General features: G+C 70.0%; 33 protein-coding genes. 4 read left to right on the top strand and 29 right to left on the bottom strand.

Features of this window, described 5'->3' with window-relative positions; all coding sequences use genetic code 11:
- The first annotated feature begins 146 nt into the window (after positions 1-146).
- Positions 147-521: a holo-ACP synthase gene (locus tag I003_RS0114550; protein WP_027772196.1), complete on the top strand. Its 375-nt coding sequence runs from the start codon at positions 147-149 to the stop codon at positions 519-521.
- Positions 522-541: 20 nt separating this feature from the next.
- Here the strand turns inward: I003_RS0114550 and I003_RS0114555 are convergent, their stop codons facing one another.
- The gene (locus tag I003_RS0114555; RefSeq protein WP_027772197.1) at positions 542-808 is read right to left on the bottom strand and encodes a hypothetical protein; all 267 of its coding nucleotides are present in this window, start codon (positions 806-808) and stop codon (positions 542-544) included.
- A gap of 129 nt (positions 809-937) precedes the next feature.
- Between I003_RS0114555 and coaA the strand changes: the two genes are divergently transcribed.
- A complete protein-coding gene (gene coaA / locus I003_RS0114560; RefSeq protein WP_027772198.1) occupies positions 938-1900 on the top strand; it encodes a type I pantothenate kinase in 963 nt (320 codons plus the stop codon).
- 186 nt (positions 1901-2086) lie between these two features.
- Here the strand turns inward: coaA and glmM are convergent, their stop codons facing one another.
- From glmM to I003_RS0114580, 4 genes are all read right to left on the bottom strand, one after another.
- The gene (glmM, locus tag I003_RS0114565) at positions 2087-3451 is read right to left on the bottom strand and encodes a phosphoglucosamine mutase (protein ID WP_027772199.1); all 1365 of its coding nucleotides are present in this window, start codon (positions 3449-3451) and stop codon (positions 2087-2089) included.
- Positions 3452-3629: 178 nt separating this feature from the next.
- The gene (gene rpsI, locus I003_RS0114570) at positions 3630-4127 is read right to left on the bottom strand and encodes a 30S ribosomal protein S9 (protein ID WP_027772200.1); all 498 of its coding nucleotides are present in this window, start codon (positions 4125-4127) and stop codon (positions 3630-3632) included.
- Between the two features lie 40 nt (positions 4128-4167).
- A complete protein-coding gene (gene rplM, locus I003_RS0114575) occupies positions 4168-4611 on the bottom strand; it encodes a 50S ribosomal protein L13 (protein WP_027772201.1) in 444 nt (147 codons plus the stop codon).
- Positions 4612-4852: 241 nt separating this feature from the next.
- Positions 4853-6484: an ATP-binding cassette domain-containing protein gene (locus I003_RS0114580; protein WP_027772202.1), complete on the bottom strand. Its 1632-nt coding sequence runs from the start codon at positions 6482-6484 to the stop codon at positions 4853-4855.
- 158 nt (positions 6485-6642) lie between these two features.
- On the opposite strand from I003_RS0114580, the gene I003_RS0114585 reads away from it, so the two are divergent.
- Positions 6643-7506, top strand: a complete 864-nt coding sequence (locus tag I003_RS0114585) for a hypothetical protein (RefSeq protein ID WP_027772203.1) — start codon at positions 6643-6645, stop codon at positions 7504-7506.
- Between the two features lie 86 nt (positions 7507-7592).
- Positions 7593-8555, top strand: a complete 963-nt coding sequence (locus tag I003_RS0114590; RefSeq protein ID WP_027772204.1) for an NAD-dependent epimerase/dehydratase family protein — start codon at positions 7593-7595, stop codon at positions 8553-8555.
- A gap of 46 nt (positions 8556-8601) precedes the next feature.
- On the opposite strand, the gene truA is transcribed toward I003_RS0114590, so the two are convergent.
- The 24 genes from truA to rplP all read right to left on the bottom strand — a co-directional run bounded on the left by truA (position 8602) and on the right by rplP (position 22070).
- Positions 8602-9456 carry a tRNA pseudouridine(38-40) synthase TruA gene (gene truA / locus I003_RS0114595; protein ID WP_027772205.1) on the bottom strand — a complete coding sequence of 285 codons (855 nt, stop codon included), beginning with the start codon at positions 9454-9456 and terminating at the stop codon, positions 8602-8604.
- A 75-nt stretch (positions 9457-9531) separates the two neighbouring features.
- Positions 9532-10080 carry a 50S ribosomal protein L17 gene (gene rplQ / locus I003_RS0114600; protein WP_027772206.1) on the bottom strand — a complete coding sequence of 183 codons (549 nt, stop codon included), beginning with the start codon at positions 10078-10080 and terminating at the stop codon, positions 9532-9534.
- 77 nt (positions 10081-10157) lie between these two features.
- Positions 10158-11180, bottom strand: a complete 1023-nt coding sequence (locus I003_RS0114605) for a DNA-directed RNA polymerase subunit alpha (RefSeq protein WP_027772207.1) — start codon at positions 11178-11180, stop codon at positions 10158-10160.
- Positions 11181-11298: 118 nt separating this feature from the next.
- Complete coding sequence (gene rpsD / locus I003_RS0114610) at positions 11299-11925, bottom strand: 30S ribosomal protein S4 (RefSeq protein WP_018842032.1); 627 nt, start codon at positions 11923-11925, stop codon at positions 11299-11301.
- Between the two features lie 25 nt (positions 11926-11950).
- Entirely contained in the window at positions 11951-12355 is a 405-nt protein-coding gene (gene rpsK, locus I003_RS0114615; RefSeq protein ID WP_018834824.1) for a 30S ribosomal protein S11, read from the bottom strand.
- Between the two features lie 69 nt (positions 12356-12424).
- Entirely contained in the window at positions 12425-12805 is a 381-nt protein-coding gene (rpsM, locus tag I003_RS0114620) for a 30S ribosomal protein S13 (RefSeq protein WP_027772208.1), read from the bottom strand.
- A gap of 196 nt (positions 12806-13001) precedes the next feature.
- Complete coding sequence (rpmJ, locus tag I003_RS0114625; protein WP_009740505.1) at positions 13002-13115, bottom strand: 50S ribosomal protein L36; 114 nt, start codon at positions 13113-13115, stop codon at positions 13002-13004.
- Positions 13116-13173: 58 nt separating this feature from the next.
- Positions 13174-13395: a translation initiation factor IF-1 gene (gene infA / locus I003_RS0114630; protein ID WP_003948620.1), complete on the bottom strand. Its 222-nt coding sequence runs from the start codon at positions 13393-13395 to the stop codon at positions 13174-13176.
- Positions 13396-13570: 175 nt separating this feature from the next.
- Entirely contained in the window at positions 13571-14407 is an 837-nt protein-coding gene (gene map, locus I003_RS0114635) for a type I methionyl aminopeptidase (protein WP_027772209.1), read from the bottom strand.
- Positions 14408-14671: 264 nt separating this feature from the next.
- Positions 14672-15328, bottom strand: a complete 657-nt coding sequence (locus tag I003_RS0114640; RefSeq protein ID WP_027772210.1) for an adenylate kinase — start codon at positions 15326-15328, stop codon at positions 14672-14674.
- Positions 15328-16641 carry a preprotein translocase subunit SecY gene (gene secY / locus I003_RS0114645; RefSeq protein ID WP_027772211.1) on the bottom strand — a complete coding sequence of 438 codons (1314 nt, stop codon included), beginning with the start codon at positions 16639-16641 and terminating at the stop codon, positions 15328-15330. Before secY ends, I003_RS0114640 begins: the two co-directional genes overlap by 1 nt.
- A 197-nt stretch (positions 16642-16838) precedes the next feature.
- Positions 16839-17309, bottom strand: a complete 471-nt coding sequence (gene rplO / locus I003_RS0114650) for a 50S ribosomal protein L15 (RefSeq protein WP_018834829.1) — start codon at positions 17307-17309, stop codon at positions 16839-16841.
- A 1-nt stretch (position 17310) separates the two neighbouring features.
- Positions 17311-17493: a 50S ribosomal protein L30 gene (rpmD, locus tag I003_RS0114655; RefSeq protein WP_018834830.1), complete on the bottom strand. Its 183-nt coding sequence runs from the start codon at positions 17491-17493 to the stop codon at positions 17311-17313.
- Entirely contained in the window at positions 17493-18095 is a 603-nt protein-coding gene (gene rpsE, locus I003_RS0114660; RefSeq protein WP_027772212.1) for a 30S ribosomal protein S5, read from the bottom strand. The genes rpmD and rpsE overlap by 1 nt, the downstream gene beginning before the upstream one ends.
- 13 nt (positions 18096-18108) lie before the next feature.
- The gene (rplR, locus tag I003_RS0114665; protein ID WP_027772213.1) at positions 18109-18492 is read right to left on the bottom strand and encodes a 50S ribosomal protein L18; all 384 of its coding nucleotides are present in this window, start codon (positions 18490-18492) and stop codon (positions 18109-18111) included.
- 3 nt (positions 18493-18495) lie between these two features.
- Complete coding sequence (gene rplF / locus I003_RS0114670; RefSeq protein WP_027772214.1) at positions 18496-19035, bottom strand: 50S ribosomal protein L6; 540 nt, start codon at positions 19033-19035, stop codon at positions 18496-18498.
- A gap of 23 nt (positions 19036-19058) precedes the next feature.
- Entirely contained in the window at positions 19059-19457 is a 399-nt protein-coding gene (gene rpsH, locus I003_RS0114675; RefSeq protein ID WP_018834834.1) for a 30S ribosomal protein S8, read from the bottom strand.
- Between the two features lie 129 nt (positions 19458-19586).
- Entirely contained in the window at positions 19587-19772 is a 186-nt protein-coding gene (locus I003_RS0114680) for a type Z 30S ribosomal protein S14 (protein ID WP_018834835.1), read from the bottom strand.
- Between the two features lie 3 nt (positions 19773-19775).
- A complete protein-coding gene (gene rplE / locus I003_RS0114685) occupies positions 19776-20351 on the bottom strand; it encodes a 50S ribosomal protein L5 (protein WP_027772215.1) in 576 nt (191 codons plus the stop codon).
- Complete coding sequence (gene rplX / locus I003_RS0114690; RefSeq protein WP_027772216.1) at positions 20351-20674, bottom strand: 50S ribosomal protein L24; 324 nt, start codon at positions 20672-20674, stop codon at positions 20351-20353. The genes rplE and rplX overlap by 1 nt, the downstream gene beginning before the upstream one ends.
- Positions 20675-20677: 3 nt before the next feature.
- Complete coding sequence (gene rplN, locus I003_RS0114695) at positions 20678-21046, bottom strand: 50S ribosomal protein L14 (RefSeq protein WP_027772217.1); 369 nt, start codon at positions 21044-21046, stop codon at positions 20678-20680.
- A 90-nt stretch (positions 21047-21136) separates the two neighbouring features.
- Positions 21137-21427, bottom strand: a complete 291-nt coding sequence (rpsQ, locus tag I003_RS0114700; protein WP_027772218.1) for a 30S ribosomal protein S17 — start codon at positions 21425-21427, stop codon at positions 21137-21139.
- Complete coding sequence (gene rpmC / locus I003_RS0114705) at positions 21424-21651, bottom strand: 50S ribosomal protein L29 (protein WP_027772219.1); 228 nt, start codon at positions 21649-21651, stop codon at positions 21424-21426. Before rpmC ends, rpsQ begins: the two co-directional genes overlap by 4 nt.
- Positions 21651-22070, bottom strand: coding sequence for a 50S ribosomal protein L16 (rplP, locus tag I003_RS0114710; protein ID WP_018834841.1), 420 nt, complete (start codon positions 22068-22070; stop codon positions 21651-21653). Before rplP ends, rpmC begins: the two co-directional genes overlap by 1 nt.
- Positions 22071-22073: the final 3 nt, after the last annotated feature.

The following is a 22073-nucleotide window of genomic DNA, read 5'->3' on the forward strand; positions in this document are numbered from 1 at the left end:
CCTCCCCCGCCCCACGAGCACCCGCAGCCGGGTGCCCACCCCCACCGGGCCCCACTCACCCCCGCGCCACCGCCACGACCCCGTTTCCTTGATCCGAACGAAACCGCCGGGCCGGCCGCGGACGTGTACCGGTTACGCTGCCGCGCATGAGCGGAATCGTCGGGGTCGGCATCGATGTCGCCGAGGTGGGGCGGTTCGAGGCCGCGTTGGCGCGGACGCCGGAGCTGGCGGATCGGCTGTTCCTGCCTGCCGAGCAGGTGCTGCCCGACGGGGGGCGGCGGGGGGTGGCCTCGCTGGCGGTGCGGTTCGCGGCCAAGGAGGCGCTGGCCAAGGCGTTGGGGGCGCCGCCCGGGTTGCACTGGCACGACGCCGAGGTGTGCGTCCACGACAACGGGCGCCCCCATCTGCGCGTGCGCGGCACCGTCGCCGCCCGCGCCGACGAGCTGGGGGTGCGCACCTGGCACGTGTCGCTGAGCCACGACGCCGGAGTGGCCTCCGCCGTCGTCATCGCCGAGGGCTGACCCGGGATCGCGGGCGCGGGCTACCGGCCCCACGCCATCCGTTCCACCGCCTCCTGCACCAGATCCAGGTACTCCACCTCCTCACACCGCGGCTTACTGCCCATGCGGTACAGGTCCAGCGACTCGACCAGGTCCTCCCCCAGGTCCTCGTCCGGCAGCTCCGCCGCCAGGTCGCCCCGGACGTGGCCCGCGAACTCCTCCCGGGTGCTCCGGGCCCGCCGCCGGCGGGCTCCCGCCGCCGCGAACTGCTTACGTCTTTCGTGCCATACCGTTTGCAGCACTGACATCTCATCCCCCAGAAATTCGAATACGCATCCGGACCCTAGTCCTCCGCCCCGGCCGCGCATAGGGGTACGGCACGCCCCGCCCGCGCGCCCCCGCACGCCCCCGCGCACAATGACCCCGTGGCCTCGCCGATGAGCACGCAAAGCCCCTCCCCCTACGTCGACCTCTCCCGCGCCGAGTGGAGCGCCCTGCGCGACCGCACGCCGCTGCCGCTGTCCGCGGAGGAGGTCGAACGGCTGCGGGGGCTCGGCGACGTGATCGACCTGGACGAGGTGCGGGACGTCTACCTCCCGCTCTCCCGCCTGCTCAACCTCTACGTCGGCGCCACCCACGGTCTCCGGCACGCCGTCAACACGTTCCTCGGCGGCCCCGGCGAGACCGCCGGCCCGCAGGCCGGCACGCCGTTCGTCATCGGGATCGCCGGCAGCGTCGCCGTCGGCAAATCGACCGTCGCGCGGCTGCTCCAGGCGCTGCTCGCGCGCTGGCCCGAGCACCCGCGTGTGGAACTGGTCACCACCGACGGCTTCCTGCTGCCCAACGCCGAGCTCGAAGCGCGCGGGCTGATGTCGCGCAAGGGGTTCCCGGAGTCGTACGACCGGCGCGCGCTGACCCGCTTCGTCGCCGCCGTGAAGTCCGGGAAGGACGAGGTCACCGCGCCCGTCTACTCCCACCTCACGTACGACATCGTTCCCGGCGAGCGGTTGAAGGTGCAGCGCCCCGACATCCTCATCGTCGAGGGTCTGAACGTGCTCCAGCCCGCGCTCCCCGGCCGCGACGGCCGCACCCGCGTCGCGCTCGCCGACTTCTTCGACTTCAGCGTGTACGTGGACGCGCGCATCGAGGACATCGAGCGCTGGTACGCCGAGCGGTTCCGCAAGCTGCGCGAGACGGCCTTCCAGAACCCGATGTCGTACTTCCGCCGCTACGCCGAGGTGCCGGAGGCCGAGGCGATGGCGTACGGCAAGCGCAACTGGACCACGATCAACGAGCCCAATTTGCGCCAGAACATCGCCCCGACCCGCGGCCGTGCCACGCTCATCATCCGCAAGGGCCCGGACCACAAGGTGCGCCGGCTCTCCCTGCGCAAGCTGTAGCCCGCACTACGCCACCGCGCCCCGTCGCGCACCCTGGCCGACGTCTGGCACCAGCACCGCGGCGCACCACGGAGCAGACGCTCGGCCGGCGCGTCCGGCGGACGCGGGCGGCGTACCCACCGGCACCGGCGGCTCTGACGGCCGTACGCCCTGCGGGGCGGCCCCGCACGGCGTACGGCAACCGCCTCAGCCCAGCGCCGACTTCACCACGTCCGCCAGCTTCCCCGCCACCGACCGCGCCTGGTCGATGTCGGCCGCCTCCACCATCACCCGCACCACCGGTTCCGTACCGGACGAGCGCAGCAGCACCCGCCCCGTGGCGCCCAGCTCCCGCTCCGCCTCCAGGACCGCCTGGCGCAGCTCCGCCGAGCTGACGACCCGGGACTTGTCGACGTCCCGTACGTTGATCAGCACCTGCGGCAGCCGCTCCATCACCGCCGCCAGCTCCGCCAGCGGCCGGCCGCTGGCGGCCACGCGGGACGCGAGCAGCAGGCCGGTCAGCGTGCCGTCGCCGGTGGTGGCGTGGTCGAGGACGATGACGTGGCCGGACTGCTCGCCGCCGAGCGCGTAGCCGCCGCGCTTCATCTCCTCCAGCACATAGCGGTCGCCGACCGCGGTCTGGATCAGCTCCACGCCCTCGCGCTCCAGCGCGAGCTTGAAGCCGAGGTTGGACATGACGGTGGCGACGACGGTGTTCTTGCGCAGCCGGCCGGCCTCGCGCAGGCCGAGGGCGAGCACGGCGAGGATCTGGTCGCCGTCGACCTCCTGCCCGGTGGCGTCGACCGCGAGGCAGCGGTCGGCGTCGCCGTCGTGGGCGATGCCGAGGTCGGCTCCGTGTTCGACGACGGCGGCGCTGAGCTGGGCGAGGTGGGTGGAGCCGTAGCCGTCGTTGATGTTGAGGCCGGTGGGATCGGTGCCGATGGGGACCACCTCGGCGCCGGCCCGCTGGAAGGCCTCCGGGGAGACGCGGGCGGCGGCGCCGTGGGCGCCGTCGATGACGACCTTCAGCCCGTCGAGGCGGTGCGGCAGGACGCCCACCAGGTGGGCGACGTAGCGGTCGAAGCCCTGCTCGTAGTGCTCGACCCGGCCGACGCCGGCGCCCGTCGGACGCGCCCAGGGCTCGCCGCGCTCGTGCTTGTGGTAGAGCGCCTCGATCTCGTCTTCCAGCTCGTCGGAGAGCTTGTGGCCGCCGCGGGCGATGAACTTCACGCCGTTGTCGGGCATCGGGTTGTGGCTGGCGGAGAGCATCACGCCGAGGTCCGCGCCGAGCGCACCGGTGAGGTACGCGACCGCCGGGGTCGGCAGCACGCCGACGCGCAGCACGTCGACGCCCGCGCTGGCCAGTCCGGCGACGACGGCCGCCTCCAGGAACTCTCCGGACGCCCGCGGATCGCGTCCGACCACCGCCTTCGGGCGCTGGCCGGGCGGCTGGGCGGCGTCGGCGATGGCGAGCACGTGTGCCGCCGCCACCGACAGCCCGAGGGCCATCTCCGCGGTGAGGTCCGCGTTGGCGACGCCGCGCACGCCATCGGTGCCGAAGAGTCGTCCCACTGATCTCCTCCGAGTGCTCCCGAGTGCTCAAATCTGAGCGAATACGTCGACTACGGACCGTTAAATGTCCTCACGCGACCATACCCGTCGACCGTATGCCGACCATACAAGCGCGCCCCGGCGCCCTCCCGGATCTCTCCGGGGGCCGCCGGGGCTGAGCACAGTAGCAGTACGATGATCAGCGCTTGCTGTACTGCGTTCCCTTACGGGCCTTCTTCAGACCGGCCTTCTTCCGCTCGACCGCGCGGTCGTCACGGGTCAGGAAGCCGGCCTTCTTCAGCGGGCCGCGGTTGTTGTCCGCGTCCGCCTCGTTGAGCGCACGGGCCACGCCCAGCCGCAGCGCGCCGGCCTGGCCGGAGATGCCGCCGCCGGCGATGCGGGCGACGACGTCGTAGCGGTCGTCCAGCTCCAGCACCTTGAAGGGCTCGTTGACTTCCTGCTGGTGCACCTTGTTCGGGAAGTATCCCTCCAGGGTGCGGCCGTTGATCTTCCACTTGCCGGAGCCGGGGACGATACGCACCCGGGCGATGGCGTTCTTGCGGCGGCCGGTGCCCGCGGCCGGCAGCGGGTCACCGAAGCGCGCCGCGACGGACTCGGTGGTGTAGTCCTCGGCGGGCGTCTCGGTGGTGTACTCCTCGACGTCCTCGACGGGCGCCTCAGCGGTGGTCTCAGCCACGATTCTCCTCAGCTTCTCTGTCTCTAGGGGGTGGCCGGGACTACTGCGCGACCTGGGTGATCTCGTACGGGACCGGCTGCTGAGCGGCGTGCGGGTGCTCGGCACCGCGGTACACCTTCAGCTTGCTGAGCATCTGACGGCCCAGGGTGTTCTTGGGCAGCATGCCGCGGACGGCCTTCTCGACGGCCTTCTCCGGGTTCTTGTCCATCAGCTCGTCGTAGCGGACGGAGCGGAGACCACCGGGGTAGCCGGAGTGGCGGTAGGCCAGCTTCTGGGTCCGCTTGTTGCCGGAGAGGTGCACCTTGTCGGCGTTGATGATGATGACGAAGTCACCAGCGTCGACGTGAGGCGCGTACACCGGCTTGTGCTTGCCACGCAGCAACTGGGCGACCTGGGAGGCCAGGCGGCCCAGTACGACGTCGGTGGCGTCGATGACGTGCCACTGACGCTGGACGTCGCCGGGCTTGGGGCTGTACGTACGCACGGTCGTAGCCTTCGCTTCTTCAGTGGGTGTGCTCTGACAAGGTCACCCGGAGATCACGGCAGCAGTAGACCGCGCCGGCGACGCAAACCGACGGCTGATCGCTGATAAATCGTCCTGGTGGACCAGGCGTAACGGCCTCACGCGTGAGAACGAGCAGCCAATACGCACAACAATCCAGCAGAATACCGGGGCCCGCGCCACCAGGTCAAAACGTCCCCGCCACCTTACCCGGCTCCGGGGATCACCGCCGCCGCGCCACCCGGCCCTCGTCCCACACCGCCTCCGGCGTCTCCCGCACCCGGCCGTCCGCGCCGAAGAGCAGGAACCGGTCGAAGCTGCGCGCGAACCAGCGGTCGTGCGTCACCGCCACCACCGTCCCCTCGTACGCCTCCAGCCCCTCCTGCAGCGCCTCCGCGCTCTCCAGGTCCAGGTTGTCCGTCGGCTCGTCCAGCAGCAGGGCCGTCGCCCCCTCCAGCTCCAGCAGCAGGATCTGAAAACGCGCCTGCTGCCCGCCGGAGAGCCGGTCGAAGGGCTGCTCCGCCGCCCTGTCCAGCTCGTAGCGGCGCAGGGCCGGCATCGCCGCGCCCTTGTCCTTGGCGTGGTCCTTCCACAGGATGTCCAGCAGCGTGCGGCCCTGCAGCTCCGGGTGCGCGTGGGTCTGCGCGAAGTGCCCCGGCACCACACGCGCGCCCAGCTTCCACGTCCCGGTGTGCGCCACCGCCTCTCCCGCGGGGCCGCCGGCCAGCAGCCGCAGGAAGTGCGACTTCCCCGAGCCGTTCGAGCCGAGCACCGCGACCCGCTCGCCGTAGAAGACCTCCAGCGAGAACGGGCTCATCAGCCCGGTCAGCTCCAGCTCCGCGCACGTGATCGCCCGCACGCCGGTGCGCCCGCCGCGCAGCCGCATCCGGATGTCCTGCTCGCGCGGCGGTGCCATCGGCGGGCCCGCGTCCTCGAACTTCCGCAGCCGCGTCTGCGCAGCCCGGTAGCGCGAGGCCATGTCGGAGTTGAACGCGGACTTCTGCTTGTACATCATCACCAGCCGCTTGAGCTTCGCGTGCTCCTCGTCCCAGCGCCGGCGCAGCTCCTCGAACCGCTCGAAGCGCTCCTTGCGCGCCTGGTGGTACGTGCCGAAGCCGCCGCCGTGCACCCACACGTCGCTGCCCGCGGCCCCCGGCTCCACGCTGACGATCTTCTCCGCGCTGCGCGCCAGCAGCTCCCGGTCGTGGCTGACGAACAGCACGGTCTTCGGCGTCTCCCGGAGCTGCTGTTCCAGCCACAACTTGCCGGGTACGTCCAGATAGTTGTCCGGCTCGTCGAGGAGCAGCACCTCGTCCGTACCGCGCAGCAGCGCCTCCAGCACGAGGCGCTTCTGCTCACCGCCCGACAGCGTGCGCACCTCGCGCCACTGGGCCCGCTCGTACGGCACGCCCAGGGCCGCCGTCGTGCACTTGTCCCACAGCGTCTCGGCCTCGTACCCCCGGGCCTCGGCCCAGTCGCTCAGCGCCTGCGCGTAGGCGAGCTGCGCCCGCTCGCCGTCGCGCTCCATGAGGGCCAGCTCGGCCTCGTCGACGGCCGCGGCGGCGCTGCGGATCCGCGGCTGAGCGACGGACACCAGCAGGTCACGGACCGTACGCTCGTCGCGCACCGAGCCGACGAACTGCGGCATCACGCCCAGCCCGCCGCCGGTCGAGACACTGCCCCCGTGCGGCTGAAGCTCGCCCGCGAGCAGCCGCAGCAGGGTCGTCTTCCCCGCCCCGTTGGCCCCCACCAGCGCGACGGCCGCGCCCTCGCCGACACGGAACGAGACATCGCCGAGCAGCGGCCGCCCGTCCGGCAGGTAGTACTCCAGGTGCGCTGCCTCCAGGTGTCCCATGCCCCCATCCTTGCGGCCCGCGGCGGCCCGGCGAAACGGGTTTTCCGCACGGCGCGGGCCGGATCCGTCCCCGTACGCCCCCCGGCCCCCGCCGCGGCGGAGGCCCACGCCCCGACACCGCCGTCCGGGTGACGGCGGACCCGGTTAAGATGCCCGCCATGAGCTTCGGGCAGGGGGGCGGCTACGGCGGCCCCGGGGGGCAGGGATCGGGCTTCGGTCCGCCGGGATCCGGCGGGCCCGCGCCCGACTGGAGTGCGCTCGCCGACGCCGCGGCGGCCGAGCGGCGCCGCAAGCGGCGGCTGCTGACGATCGTCGGCGGGGCGCTGGCCACGGTCGTGATAGCGGGTGCCGTCGCCGCGGCGGTCGTCACCACCTCCGGCGGCGACGACGACCCGTCGAGCAGCGCGTCGAAGGACCGGATATCCGGCGCGGGGAGCGAGAGCGCGAAGGGCACCCCGTCGTTCTCGTCGGTGGCCCCGCCGCCGGACCCCAAGGAGTTCATCGCCTCCGCGGACAAGGACACGGCCCCGCTGACCGTCGACAGCTTCTTCCCCAACGCCACGATCACCGTCAGCGGCCACACCTACGAGCGCCGGGCCACCGACAGCACCGCCAAGTGCGCCTCCGGCGCCTCCACCAAGCTCGGCAAGATCCTCACCGCCAACGGCTGCGACCGGCTGCTGCGCGCCACGTTCACCCGCGAGGGCACCGCGGTCACCGTCGGCGTCGCCGTCTTCGCCGACGAGGGCCCGGCGGCCCGCACCGCCGAGCAGGCCAACGGCAACCTGGAGTCGCTGCCCGGCCGGGGCGTACCCGAGTTCTGCCGCGCCACCGCCTGCCGGCTGACGAGCAACACCCTCGGCCGCTACGCCTACTTCACCATCGCCGGCTACGCCAGCGGCAAGGCCGTCACCGCCGACGACGGCCCGACGAGCCAGGCCGTACGGGACACCGGCGCCTACGTCTACCGCCGCATCATGGACCGCGGCCGGGCGCAGGCCCTGGAGTCGACCGAGCAGTAGCGCCGCCCCGTCTTTCGGGGGACGGACAGCCGCCGAACGGCGCAATCCCCATGGTGCACCGGCGCGCGCGGTGATCGCCTGGGGCCATGAAGATCCTGGTCATCGGCGCCACGGGCGCCCTGGGCAGCAGGCTGGTCCCCCTGCTCACCGCCGCCGGGCACACCGTCACCGGCACCACGACGAGCGAGGCGAAGACCGAGCGGCTGCGCGCGGCGGGGGCGGAGCCGGTGGTGCTCGACGTGCTCGACGCGGCGGCCGTACGGGATGCCGTGGCGAACGCCGCCCCCGAAGTGATCGTCCACGAGGCCACCGCCCTGTCCAACGGCGTCGACATGCGCGCCCGCGACCTCCGCCGCCTCGACGCCACCTTCGCCGGCACCAACCGGCTGCGCACCGAGGGCACCGACAACCTGCTGGCGGCAGCCACGGAGGCCGGCACCCGCCGGTTCATCGCGCAGAGCTTCGCCGGCTGGCCGTACGCGCGCGAGGGCGGCAGGGTCAAGACCGAGGAGGACCCGCTCGAAACCTCCCCGCCCCCCGGCGCCGAGATGTCCCTCGCCGCCCTCAAGCACCTGGAGGACGCGGTCACCGGCGCCCCCGGCATCGAGGGCATCGTCCTGCGCTACGGCGGCTTCTACGGCCCCGGCACCTCCCTCCACCCCCGCGGCGAGCAGGCGGAGATGGTGCGCAAACGGCGCCTGCCGGTGGTGGGCAACGGCGAGGGGATGATGTCGCTGGTCCACATCGACGACGCCGCGGAGGCCACGGCCGCGGCCGTCGAACGGGGCACGCCCGGCATCTACAACGTCACCGACGACGACCCGGCGGCGCAGCGGGAGTGGCTGCCGCGGCTGGCGGCGTCGATGGGCGCCCCGCCGCCGCGGCGGGTGCCGCTGTGGCTGGCGCGCCTCGCGGCGGGGCCGTGGGTGGCGACGGTGATGACGGAGGGCAGGGGGGCGGCGAACGACAAGGCGAAGAGCGAGCTGGGGTGGCGGCCGGGACACCCGTCGTGGCGGGACGGGTTCAGAGAGGTGTTCGCGGCGAGGTAGGCCGCGGCGGAGGCCCGGAGCCCCCGCGGCGGGCAGGGGCCGGCCCTTACGTCAGGGGCAGGGTGCGGAGCCGGCGGGCGGTCAGGTTGCGGGCCGCCAGGTCGCCCGGCGCCGGGTACCCCACCTCCTCCAGCGTCAGCCCGTGCGGGCGCACGACCTGCACCGCGGAGTCCCGTACCGCCGCCCCCAGCACCCGGCCCACCCACTCCGGCTCCCGGTGCCCGTCGCCGACGAAGAGCATCGCGCCGACCAGCGCCCGCACCATGTTGTGGCAGAAGGCGTCCGCCTTCACCGTCGCCTCCAGCACCCCGTCCGCCCGCCGCTCCCACCGCAGCTCCAGCAGCCGCCGGATCGTCGTCGCCCCCTCCCGGCGCTTGCAGAACGCCGCGAAGTCGTGCTCCCCGAGCAGCCGCTCCGCCGCCGCGTTCATCGCGGAGACGTCGAGCGGCCGGTTGTGCCACAGCACGTGGCCGCGCAGGAGCGGGTCGACGCCGCCCGGGTCGTCCCCGACGCGGTAGACGTAGCGGCGCCAGATCGCCGAGAAGCGGGCGTTGAAGTGCGGTGGTGCGGCCGTCACCCGCCACACACGGACATCGTGCGGCAGTCGTCCGGCCAGCCGTCGCAGAAGCTGTTCTCCGTTCTCCCCCTGCGCCGCCCACAGCTCCGCCGGCAGGTCGACGTGCGCCACCTGCCCCCGCGCGTGCACCCCCGCGTCCGTGCGGCCGGCCACCGTCAGCTCGTACGGCCCGGGCGCCCGCAGGACGACTCGCAGCGCGGTCTCCAGCTCCTCCTGCACCGTCCGCTGTCCCTCGCGCTGCCGCGCCCAGCCGGAGAAGCCGCTCCCGTCGTACGACAGGTCGAGCCGCACGCGTACGTATCCGGCCGCCACCTCGTCACTCACTGCCCAGATCCTCTCAGCGCGACGGGCCCGCTCCCCCGGGAGGGAACGGGCCCGTCGTCATGCACACAACGCGGGTCAGGCGTCCTTGGCGTCCTTGTCCTCGGCGGCCTCGCCCGCCTCGGCCTCGGCTGCCTCGGCCCCGGTGGCGTCCGCCTCGGCGGCGTCGGCGTCCTTCTTCAGACCCGCCGCCGCTTCGTCGCCCGCCACGTCCTTCGCGGAGCGCTTCGTCGCCGCCTCGGCCTCCCCGACCGCTTCCTGCTGCACGGTCAGCGCCTCGACCAGCTCGATGACCGCCATCCTGGCGTTGTCGCCGCGACGGTTGCCGATCTTGGTGATCCGGGTGTAGCCGCCCGGGCGGTTCTCGTACCGCGGACCGATCTCGGTGAACAGCGTGTGCACGACGCTCTTGTCCGAGATGAGCTGCATGACCTGCCGGCGGTTGTGAAGGTCGCCCTTCTTCGCCTTGGTCACCAGCCGCTCGGCGTACGGACGCAGCCTGCGGGCCTTGGCCTCGGTCGTCGTGATGCGACCGTGCTCGAAGAGAGCGGTGGCCAGGTTCCGCAGCATAGCGCGCTCGTGCGCCGCGCCGCCGCCCAGTCGGGCGCCCTTGGTGGGCTTCGGCATGGTGTTTCTCCTTTACCGCACCGGCCGTATCAGGTACCGGTGATCGGGGTCCGGGGGGCGAGGCGCCCCCCGGGACTTCAGTACTGCTCGGTCTCGACGAAGCCCGCGTCGGCGTCGTCGTCGGCGCCGAAGGTGTCGGCGGCGGAGGTCGGGTCGAATCCGGGCGGGCTGTCCTTCAGGGCCAGGCCCATGCCGGCCAGCTTCGCCTTGACCTCGTCGATCGACTTGGCGCCGAAGTTGCGGATGTCGAGGAGGTCCGCCTCGGAGCGGGCCACCAGCTCGCCCACCGAGTGGATGCCCTCGCGCTTGAGGCAGTTGTACGAGCGGACCGTGAGCTCCAGCTCCTCGATCGGCAGCGCCAGATCCGCGGCCAGGGCGGCGTCCGTCGGGGACGGGCCCATGTCGATGCCCTCGGCGTCGATGTTCAGCTCGCGGGCCAGGCCGAAGAGCTCGACCAGGGTCTTGCCGGCGGAGGCCACCGCGTCACGCGGGCGCATGCACGGCTTGGACTCGATGTCGACGATCAGCTTGTCGAAGTCCGTGCGCTGCTCGACACGGGTCGCCTCGACCTTGTAGCTGACCTTGAGCACCGGCGAGTAGATGGAGTCGACCGGGATCCGGCCGATCTCCTGTCCGACCTGCTTGTTCTGCACGGCGGAGACGTAGCCGCGACCGCGCTCGACGGTCAGCTCCATCTCCAGCTTGCCCTTGCCGTTGAGCGTGGCCAGGACCAGGTCCGGGTTGTGCACCTCGACGCCGGCCGGCGGGGCGATGTCGGCGGCGGTCACCACGCCCGGGCCCTGCTTGCGCAGGTACATCACGACGGGCTCGTCGTGCTCGGAGGAGATGACGAGCTGCTTGATGTTGAGGATGATGTCGGTGACGTCCTCCTTGACGCCCGGCACGGTGGTGAACTCGTGCAGAACGCCGTCGATCCGGATGTTGGTGACAGCCGCACCCGGGATCGAGGAGAGGAGCGTACGACGCAGAGAGTTGCCGAGGGTGTAGCCGAAGCCGGGCTCCAGCGGCTCGATGACGAACCGGGAGCGGTACTCCTCGACGACCTCTTCGGTGAGAGAGGGACGCTGAGCGATCAGCATGTAGATGTTCCTTCAGTCGTGGGCGCCCGCTATTTGACGCCCGCTGTACCGACCAGGGTACGGGCGGCACGGCGCAAACGCGCCATACCGCCCGTACCGGCGAGCACCGCCCGAAGATTTACTTCGAGTAGAGCTCGACGATGAGCTGCTCCTGCACCTGGGTGTCGATCACCTGACGCTCGGGCAGGCTGTGCACGAGGATCCGCAGGTTCGACGGGATCGCCTCCAGCCAGGCCGGGACGGTCCTGTCGCCGGCCTCCGCCTGCGCCACCGCGAACGGGGTCAGGTTCCTGGAGGACTCGCGGACCTCGATGATGTCGTTCGGCACGACGCGGGCCGACGGGATGTCGGTCTTGCGCCCGTTGACCGTGATGTGGCCGTGCCGGACGAGCTGGCGGGCGTGGTCGCGGGACTTGGCGAAGCCGGCCCGGTAGACCACGTTGTCCAGCCGCGTTTCGAGGATGCGCAGCAGGTTCTCGCCGGTCTTGCCGGACTGCCGGTTGGCCTCGTTGTAGTAACCGCGGAACTGCTTCTCCAGCACCCCGTAGATGCGCGCGCACTTCTGCTTCTCGCGCTTCTGCAGCAGGTACTCGCTGTCCTTGGTGCGCCCGCGCCCGTGCTCACCCGGGGGGTAAGGACGGATCTCGATCGGGCACTTAGCGCTCTCGCACTTGGCTCCCTTGAGGAAGAGCTTCTGCTTCTCCCGACGGCAACGCTTGCAGTCGGCCCCGGTGTAACGCGCCATGTCTTGTCGTCTCCTACTTCGCTTCTCAGACCCGGCGGCGCTTCGGCGGGCGGCAGCCGTTGTGCGGGGTGGGGGTGACGTCCTGGATGGACCCGACCTCGAGGCCGGTGGCCTGGAGGGAGCGGATCGCGGTCTCACGGCCGGAGCCGGGACCCTTCACGAAGACGTCGACCTTGCGCATGCCGTGCTCCTGGGCGCGGCGGGCGGCGGACTCGGCGGCCATCTGGGCGGCGAAGGGCGTCGACTTGCGCGAGCCCTTGAAGCCGACATGGCCGGCGGAGGCCCACGAGATCACGTTCCCGGACGGGTCGGTGATCGAGATGATCGTGTTGTTGAACGTGCTCTTGATGTGGGCGTGGCCATGGGCCACGTTCTTCTTCTCCTTGCGGCGGACCTTCTTGGCCCCTGCCGCTCGGCTCTTCGGAGGCATTCGGTGTTATCTCCCGTGGAGGTGGTCGGTCCTGCAGCGATGCGGGCGCATGGAGCGGACCGCTGCGGACTACTTCTTGCCCGGCTTCTTCTTGCCGGCGATGGCGCGACGCGGACCCTTGCGGGTGCGGGCATTGGTCGAGGTGCGCTGACCGTGGACGGGCAGTCCGCGGCGGTGCCGCAGGCCCTGGTAGCAGCCGATCTCGACCTTGCGCCGGATGTCCGCCTGGATCTCGCGGCGGAGGTCACCCTCGGTCCTGAGGTTGTTGTCCACGAATTCGCGGATCTTGACCAGCTCTTCCTCGGTCAGATCACGGACGCGCGTGTCGGGGTTCACCCCGGTGGCGGCCAGCGTCTGCTGAGAGAGCGTCCGGCCGATGCCGAACACGTAGGTGAGGGCGACCTCCACGCGCTTCTCGCGCGGGATATCGACACCTGCAACGCGTGCCATTAATGGCTCCTGTGTCTCGTCGGAGGTCTTCCGCAGCACCGTTCCCGTATTTGGCTACGAGCCGGGTCCCCGGCCTCCGAGCCGGGGGTGTCGTCCCACACACGTTCGTGGGGGTCGGGTGACTGCTTGAATGTGTGTTCGCTTGTTGCGTCGCGCGAGGAACTGCGAGCGGTGCGAGGCGGTGGGTCGGCGTACGTCAGCCCTGGCGCTGCTTGTGGCGCAGGTTTTCGCAGATGACCATGACCCGCCCGTGACGGCGGATCACCTTGCACTTGTCGCAGATCTTCTTGACGCTCGGCTTGACCTTCATGTGTCTGGAGGTTCTCCGGGTCGGTGCCCCGCCCCACGGGAGCGGGACGAAGCAAGATCTACTTGTAGCGGTAGACGATCCGTCCGCGCGTCAGGTCGTACGGAGACAGCTCCACCACGACCCTGTCGTCGGGAAGGATACGGATGTAGTGCATCCGCATCTTGCCGCTGATGTGCGCGAGGACCTGGTGCCCGTTCTGGAGCTCCACCTTGAACATCGCGTTCGGCAGAGACTCGACGACGGTGCCCTCGATCTCGATGGCCCCTTGTTTTTTGGCCATGCTTGAGCGCTTCACCTTCCGGATTCGGCTACCTGGATGTCCCCGGGCACACGAGTGCACGGGGACCGACGAGCCATCCTACGCGACCGCGCCGGAAAGGCGAAATCGGGAGTGTGCCCGCTCCACAAGATCATTAAGCGCACTGCGGGGCGGACGGGGCGGGGCGCCGGCCGCCTCAGCCCAGCGGGTCCGGCGCCACGGCTATCCCGTACCCGGCCAGCTTCTCCCGGCCGCCGTCGGGGGCCGTCAGCACCAGCGGGCCGTCCTCGGTGAGAGCCACGGAGTGCTCCCAGTGGCTCGACCAGCTTCCGTCGTCCGTCTTGACCGTCCACTCGTCGGCCAGCACGTGCGTGCGCGGGGTGCCGAGGCTGACCATGGGCTCGATCGCGATGCAGAAGCCCGGGACGAGCCTGGGCCCGCGCCCGCGGCGCCGGTCGACGTAGTTCAGCAGGTGCGGGTCCATGTGCATCTGCGAGCCGATGCCGTGGCCCCCGTAGTCCTCGACGATGCCGTACTTGCCGGAGGCCGGGCGCGGCTGGCGGCGGATGTAGCCCTCGATGGCCGCGGAGATGTCCACGAGCCGGTTGCCCTTGCGCACGGCCGCGATGCCGGCCCACATGGACTCCTCGGTCACCCGGCTCAGCTCGTGCAGCTCCGCCGCGTGACCGGAGCCGACGAAGGCCGTGATGGCGGCGTCCGCGTGCCAGCCGTCGACGATGGCGCCGGCGTCGATGGAGATCACGTCGCCCTCGCGCAGCACGGTCTCGCGGTCCGGGATGCCGTGGACGACGACGTCGTTGACCGACGTGCAGATGTTGCCGGGGAAGCCCCCGTACCCCAGGAAGTTCGGCTTGGCGCCGTGGTCGGCGAGCACCTTGGCGGCGATCTCGTCGAGCTCCTTCGTGGTGGCCCCGGGCACGGCGGCGGCGGCGCACGCCTGGTGCATGGCCGCGACGACGAGGCCGGCGGCCCGCATCTTCGCGATCTGTTCGGGGGTCTTGATCTCCACCATGACGGGTGCTGCCTCCTGGGGCCGGCGGGGGACGTCTCCCCCGTCCACGATATGTGCCCGCCCCGGCCCGCCGGGCGGGGACCGGTACGGCCGGACGTACAAGGGTGCCACAAGGGCCGTGGAGGGGCCGCGGAAGGGCCGTCCCCCTCCGGGTGCGCCCCGGAGCGTACCCGGGCCGTGCGGGCGCCGTACGGGGCCGTGGAACCGCGACGGCCGGCCCCCGCGGACGGGGACCGGCCGGGTGGTCGCGGCCAGGACGGCGGCTCAGGACCTCTCCGCGGGCAGCGCCTCCATCGCCCGCCGGGTGACCTCGGCCACGGGGCCGAGCGCCGAGATCGTGGTCACCAGGCCCTGGGCCTTGAAGTAGTCGATGATCGGCTCGGTCTCCTCGTGGTAGACCTCCAGCCGGCGGCGGACGGTGTCCTCGTCGTCGTCGTCGCGCTGGTACAGCTCGCCGCCGCAGACGTCGCACACGCCCTCGCGCTTCGGCGGGGAGTACGTGACGTGGAACACGTGGCTGCTGTCGTTACGGCAGATCCGCCGGCCGGCGATGCGCTTGACGACCTCGTCCTCGGGCACCTCCAGGTCGAGCACGGCGTCGAGTTCGAGCCCGGCCTCCTTCAGCAGCCCGTCGAGCGCCACCGCCTGCGCCACGTTCCGCGGAAAGCCGTCCAGCAGGAAGCCGCCCGCGGCGTCGGGCTGCTTCATGCGGTCCCAGGCCATCGCCACGGTTACCTCGTCCGGCACCAGGTTGCCCGCCTCCATGTACGCCTTCGCTTCCCGGCCCAGCTCCGTGCCCTTGCTGATGTTGGCACGGAAGAGGTCGCCGGTGGAGACGTGCGGGATCGACAGGTTCTCGGCGAGCAGGGCGGCCTGCGTGCCCTTGCCCGCACCGGGGGGCCCGACGAGGACGATTCGCATCAGCGGAGGAACCCTTCGTAGTGATGCTGCTGCAACTTGCTCTCGATCTGCTTCACCGTTTCGAGCCCGACACCCACGATGATCAGGATGCTCGTGCCGCCGAAGGGGAAGTTCTGGTTCGCGTTGAACAGCACCAACGCCACTGTCGGTACCAGTGCGATCAGACCCAGATAGAGCGAGCCCGGCCAGGTGATCCGGTTGAGTACGTAGCTCAGGTACTCCGCGGTGGGACGGCCGGCCCGGATGCCCGGGATGAAGCCACCGTACTTCTTCATGTTGTCGGCGACTTCCTCCGGGTTGAACGTGATCGCCACGTAGAAGAACGCGAAGAACACGATCATGAGGAAGTACGTGATGATGTACACCGGGTGATCGCCGGTGACGAAGTTCTCCTCGATCCACTGGGCCCAGCCGGACGTGGAGCCGGTGAACTGCACGATCAGGGCGGGGATGTAGAGCAGCGAGGAAGCGAAGATCACCGGGATGACGCCCGCCTGGTTGACCTTCAGCGGGATGTACGTCGAGGTGCCGCCGTAGGAGCGGCGGCCGATCATGCGCTTCGCGTACTGCACCGGGATGCGGCGCTGCGCCTGCTCGACGAAGACCACCAGGCCGACCATCGCCAGGCCGAGCGCGATGACGACGATGAACTCGCCCCAGCCGTCGATGATCTTGCCGGACTGCTTGATGTTCCACAGGGCGCCGGGGAAGCCGGCGGCGATCGAGATGAACATCAGCATCGACATGCCGTTGCCGATGCCGCGGTCGGTGATCAGCTCACCGAGCCACATGACCATCGCGGTGCCCGCGGTCATGCAGATCACCATCGTGATGATGATGAAGATCGAGTCGTCGGGGATGATCTGGTCGTTGACCTGACACTGCGGGAAGAGCGAGCCGCTGCGCGCCGTGGCGACCAGGCCGGTGCCCTGCAGGACAGCGAGGGCGACGGTCAGGTAGCGCGTGTACTGTGTGATCTTCGCGGTGCCGGACTGGCCCTCCTTCTTCAGGGCCTCCAGCCGCGGGATCACCACCGTCAGCAACTGCAGGATGATGCTCGCCGTGATGTACGGCATGATCCCCAGCGCGAAGATGGTGATCTGCAGGAGGGCCCCACCGCTGAACATGTTGACCAGGCCGAACAGGCCCTGGTTGGCGTTGGCCTCGTCCATGCATTGCTGCACGGCCTGGTAATCGGTTCCGGGGACGGGAACCTGCGCACCGAGCCGGTAGATCACGATGATGCCCAGCACGAACAGCAGCTTCTTGCGCAGGTCGGGTGTCTTGAACGCCCGGGCGAACGCGGTGAGCACGGTGCCTCCTGCGGGCCCCCATGCTTCATCACGAGGGCTGACGGGTCATTTGTTCAGCGGATGGTCGGTAGACGTCCCCCGCAGGCGTACGCCCGCGCGGGAAAGGACAGTGCACGCCACCTTACCGGGGGGTGCGGCTGCCGTGGAACGACCAACCGGGGATGCCCATGCGGGACATCCCCGGTTACTCGTCACACTCAGACGCGCTCGGTGACGGAGCCACCGGCCGCGGTGATCTTCTCGCGGGCGGAGCCGGAGACCTTGTCGACGGCCACCTGCAGCGCCACGGAGACGTCCCCGTTGCCCAGCACCTTCACCAGCTCGTTCTTGCGGACCGCGCCCTTGGCGACCAGATCGGCCACCGTGACCTCGCCACCCTCGGGGTACAGCTCGGCCAGTTTGTCCAGGTTCACCACCTGGTACACCTTGCGCGCGGGGTTCTTGAAGCCCTTGAGCTTCGGCAGCCGCATGTGCAGCGGCATCTGCCCGCCCTCAAAGCGCTCCGGCACCTGGTAGCGGGCCTTGGTGCCCTTGGTGCCACGGCCCGCGGTCTTGCCCTTGGACGCCTCGCCTCGACCCACACGGGTCTTCGGCTTCTTGGCACCCGGGGCCGGCCGCAGGTTGTGGATCTTCAGCGGCTTCTGCTCCGCCGCGTCCTGGACGGCCATGTCAGTCGACCTCCTCGACCGTCACCAGGTGGCGGACGGTGTGCACCATGCCGCGCACCTGGGGACTGTCATCGCGGACCACGCTGTCGTGCAGCCGGCGCAGGCCGAGCGTACGCAGCGTGTCCCGGTGGTTCTGCTTGCTCCCGATGTAGGACTTGCTCTGGGTGATCTTGAGCTGTGCCATCAGCCACTCACCCCTGCGCGGGCGCGCAGCATAGCGGCGGGCGCCACGTCCTCCAGCGGCAGACCACGACGGGCGGCGATCTCCTCGGGGCGCTGCAGGCCCCTCAGTGCGGCCGTCGTGGCGTGCACGATGTTGATCGGGTTCGACGAGCCGAGCGACTTGCTCAGCACGTCGTGGATGCCCGCGCACTCCAGCACGGCACGCACCGGGCCACCGGCGATCACACCGGTACCGGGCGACGCCGGCTTCAGCAGCACGACACCCGCGGCCTCCTCACCCTGGATCGGGTGCGGGATGGTGCCCTGGATCCGGGGGACCTTGAAGAAGTGCTTCTTGGCCTCCTCCACACCCTTGGCGATGGCGGCCGGCACCTCCTTGGCCTTCCCGTACCCGACACCCACGGTGCCGTCACCGTCGCCCACCACGACCAGCGCGGTGAAGCTGAAGCGACGACCACCCTTCACAACCTTGGCGACTCGGTTGATCGCGACAACGCGCTCAACATACGCGGTCTTGTCGGCAGCAGCGCCGCCGTCCCGGCCCTTCCGGTCCCGCCGCTCGCCGCCGCCGGCGCCGCCACCGCGGCGCTGGGGTCCAGCCATTGGTCTTCCTCTCTCAGAACTTCAGCCCGGCATCGCGGGCGGCGTCGGCCAGGGCGGCGATGCGCCCGGCGTACTTGTTGCCACCGCGGTCGAACACCACGGCCTCGATCCCGGCGGCCTTCGCCCGCTCGGCGACCAGCGCGCCGACCTGCTTGGCCTGCGCGGTCTTGTCGCCCTCGGCGCCGCGGATGGACGTGTCCATCGAGGAGGCCGAGGCCACCGTGTGGCCGGCGATGTCGTCGACGACCTGCGCGACCATGTGGCGGTTCGAGCGGGTCACGACCAGGCGGGGACGCTCCGGCGTACCGGAAATCTTCTTCCGCACCCGGATGTGCCGGCGCTTGACGGCGGCCGCCTTGCGGGCACTGCCCTTGGCGATCTTCACACCGTATGCCATGGCTTACTTACCCGCCTTTCCGACCTTGCGCTGGATGTACTCGCCCTCGTACTTGACGCCCTTGGCCTTGTACGGGTCGGGCTTGCGCAGCTTGCGGATCTTCGCGGCGACCTCGCCGACCTTCTGCTTGTCGATGCCCTCGACGCTGAAGCGCGTCGGGTTCTCGACCTTGAAGGTGATGCCCTCGGGGGCCTCGATGAGGATCGGGTGGCTGTAGCCCAGCGAGAACTCCAGGTTGGAGCCCTTGGCCTGGACGCGGTAGCCGACCCCGCTGATCTCCAGCTTCTTCACGTAACCCTGGGTCACACCGGTGACCATGTTCGCCACCAGCGTGCGCGACAGGCCGTGCAGGGCCCGGCTCTTGCGCTCGTCGTTCGGGCGGCTGACGACGATCGCGCCGTCGTCGCCACGGGCGACGTCGATGGGCGCTGCCACGGTGTGCGAGAGGGAGCCCTTGGGACCCTTCACGTTGACCGTACGGCCATCGATGGTGACGTCCACGCCGGCGGGAACCTGGATGGGCAGCTTGCCAATACGCGACATGGCTTTACCTCCGTTCCCTTCCGTTACCAGACGTAGGCGAGGACTTCCCCGCCCACGCCCTTCTTGCCTGCCTGCTTGTCGGTGAGCAGCCCGTGGGAAGTGGAGATGATCGCCACGCCCAGGCCGCCGAGCACCTTCGGCAGGTTGGTGGACTTTGCGTAGACCCGCAGACCCGGCTTCGAGATCCGCTTGATGCCCGCGATCGAGCGCTCGCGGTTCGGGCCGTACTTCAGCTCCAGGACGAGGCTCTGGCCCACGCGGGCCTCCTCGGTCTTCCAGCCGCTGATGTAGCCCTCCTGCTGGAGGATCTCCGCGATGTGCGTCTTGATCTTGCTGTGCGGCATCGTCACGGTGTCGTGGTACGCCGAGTTCGCGTTCCGCAGACGAGTCAGCATGTCTGCGATCGGATCGGTCATGGTCATGTGATGGCCTTCGGCCTCTCTCGCCGCGGTTTCCTGTCTGCATCGTCCCTCTCCCTCACCTGGAGGACGGGTGTGATGCGGGGACCTACGGCGTAGTAGTCGGTCAAAGCGTCCCGGTGATCCGGCGGATCACCAGGAGCTCTTGGTCACGCCCGGCAGCTCGCCCCGGTGCGCCATCTCACGCAGGCACACGCGGCACAGGCCGAACTTGCGGTACACGGAGTGCGGACGGCCGCAGCGCTGGCAGCGCGTGTAACCGCGCACCTTGAACTTCGGCTTACGGCCGGCCTTCGCGATCAGGGCCTTCTTTGCCACGGCTCATGCCTCCTTGAACGGGAAGCCGAGGAGACGAAGCAGGGCGCGGCCCTCGTCGTCGTTGCTCGCCGTGGTGACCACGGTGATGTCCATGCCCCGGACCCGGTCGATCTTGTCAGGGTCGATCTCGTGGAACATGACCTGCTCCGTGAGACCGAAGGTGTAGTTGCCCCGGCCGTCGAACTGCTTCGGCGACAGGCCGCGGAAGTCGCGGATGCGCGGCAGCGCGAGCGACAGCAGCCGGTCGAGGAACTCCCACATCCGGTCGCCGCGGAGCGTGACGTGAGCGCCGATCGGCATGCCCTCGCGCAGCTTGAACTGCGCGATGGACTTCCGGGCCTTGGTCACGGACGGCTTCTGGCCGGTGATCGTGGCGAGGTCCTTGATGGCACCCTCGATCAGCTTGGAGTCGCGCGCGGCGTCGCCCACGCCCATGTTGACCACGATCTTGGTCAGGCCGGGGATCTGCATGACGTTCTCGTACGAGAACTGGTCCTTCAGCTTGGCCTGGATCTCGTCCCGGTAGCGCTGCTTGAGGCGCGGGGGCGTGCCCGCGGCGGTCGCAGTGGTGGCAGTCATCAGATGTCCTCACCCGTCCGCTTGGCAACGCGGATCTTGTTGCCCTCGTCGTCGAAGCGGTAGCCGACCCGGGTCACGACCTTCTGGCCGTCCTTCTCCACCACCAACTGAACGTTGCTGACGTGAATCGGGGCCTCGGTCGTGATGATCCCGCCGGTCTTGGACCCGCGGGCCGTCTGGCCGGCCTTGGTGTGCTTCTTGACCCGGTTGACACCCTCGACCAGGACGCGGTCCTCGCGCGGGTAGGCCGCGATGACCTTGCCCTGCTTGCCCCTGTCCTTGCCGGTGATGACCTGAACCAGGTCGCCCTTCTTGATCTTCATGTGCTACAGCACCTCCGGCGCGAGCGAGATGATCTTCATGAACCTCTTCTCGCGCAGCTCACGGCCGACCGGGCCGAAGATACGGGTGCCGCGGGGGTCGCCGTCGGTCTTGAGGATGACGGCGGCGTTCTCGTCGAAGCGGATGTACGAACCGTCCGGCCGGCGGCGCTCCTTGACGGTGCGCACGACGACCGCCTTGACGACGTCGCCCTTCTTCACATTGCCACCGGGGATCGCATCCTTGACGGTGGCGACGACGACGTCACCGATACCCGCGTAGCGGCGGCCCGATCCGCCGAGCACACGGATGCAAAGAATCTCCTTTGCACCCGTGTTGTCGGCGACCTTGAGTCGCGACTCCTGCTGGATCACGTCTATCTCCTGATCGTCTGCCGGTTCCCGGCGGGGCGTACGCCCCGCCGAGCCTGGCGGAACCGTCCTGGGGGCTCCCCCCAGGAATACTTACTTGGCCTTCTCGAGGATCTCGACGACGCGCCAGCGCTTGGTCGCCGACAGCGGCCGGGTCTCCATGAGGAGGACACGGTCGCCGACGCCGCAGGCGTTCTGCTCGTCGTGCGCCTTGAGCTTGTTCGTACGGCGGATGACCTTGCCGTACAGCGCGTGCTTGACGCGGTCCTCGACGGCGACGACGACGGTCTTGTCCATCTTGTCGCTGACGACGAGGCCCTCGCGGGTCTTGCGGAAGCCGCGCGCGGTCTTGGTCTCTTCTTCGGTCACATTCGTCTCGCTCATGAGGCGCTCTCCACCGTGTCAATGCCGAGCTCGCGCTCCCGCATCAGGGTGTAGATCCGGGCGATGTCCTTGCGGACGGCCTTCAGCCGGCCGTGGTTCTCGAGCTGTCCGGTCGCCGCCTGGAAGCGGAGGTTGAACAGCTCTTCCTTGGCCTCGCGCAGCTTCTCCACGAGGTCATCGTTGGAGAGCTGACGCAGCTCGGTCGCCTTGGTACCGGCGGCCATCACGACTCACCACCCTCGCGCCGGACGATCCGGCACTTCATCGGAAGCTTGTGAGCCGCGCGGGTCAGCGCCTCACGAGCGATCTTCTCGTTCGGGTACGACAGCTCGAACATCACGCGCCCGGGCTTGACGTTCGCGATCCACCACTCCGGCGAGCCCTTACCGGAGCCCATGCGGGTCTCGGCGGGCTTCTTGGTCAGCGGACGGTCCGGGTAGATGTTGATCCACACCTTGCCGCCACGCTTGATGTGCCGCGTCATGGCGATACGCGCGGCCTCGATCTGCCGGTTGGTGACATACGCGGCCGTGGCGGCCTGGATGCCGTAGTCGCCGAACGCCAGCTCGGTGCCGCCCTTGGCGAGACCGCGGCGCTTGGGGTGGTGCTGCTTGCGGTGCTTGACCCTGCGAGGGATGAGCATGGG

The sequence above is a fragment of the Streptomyces sp. CNQ329 genome (assembly GCF_000482585.1).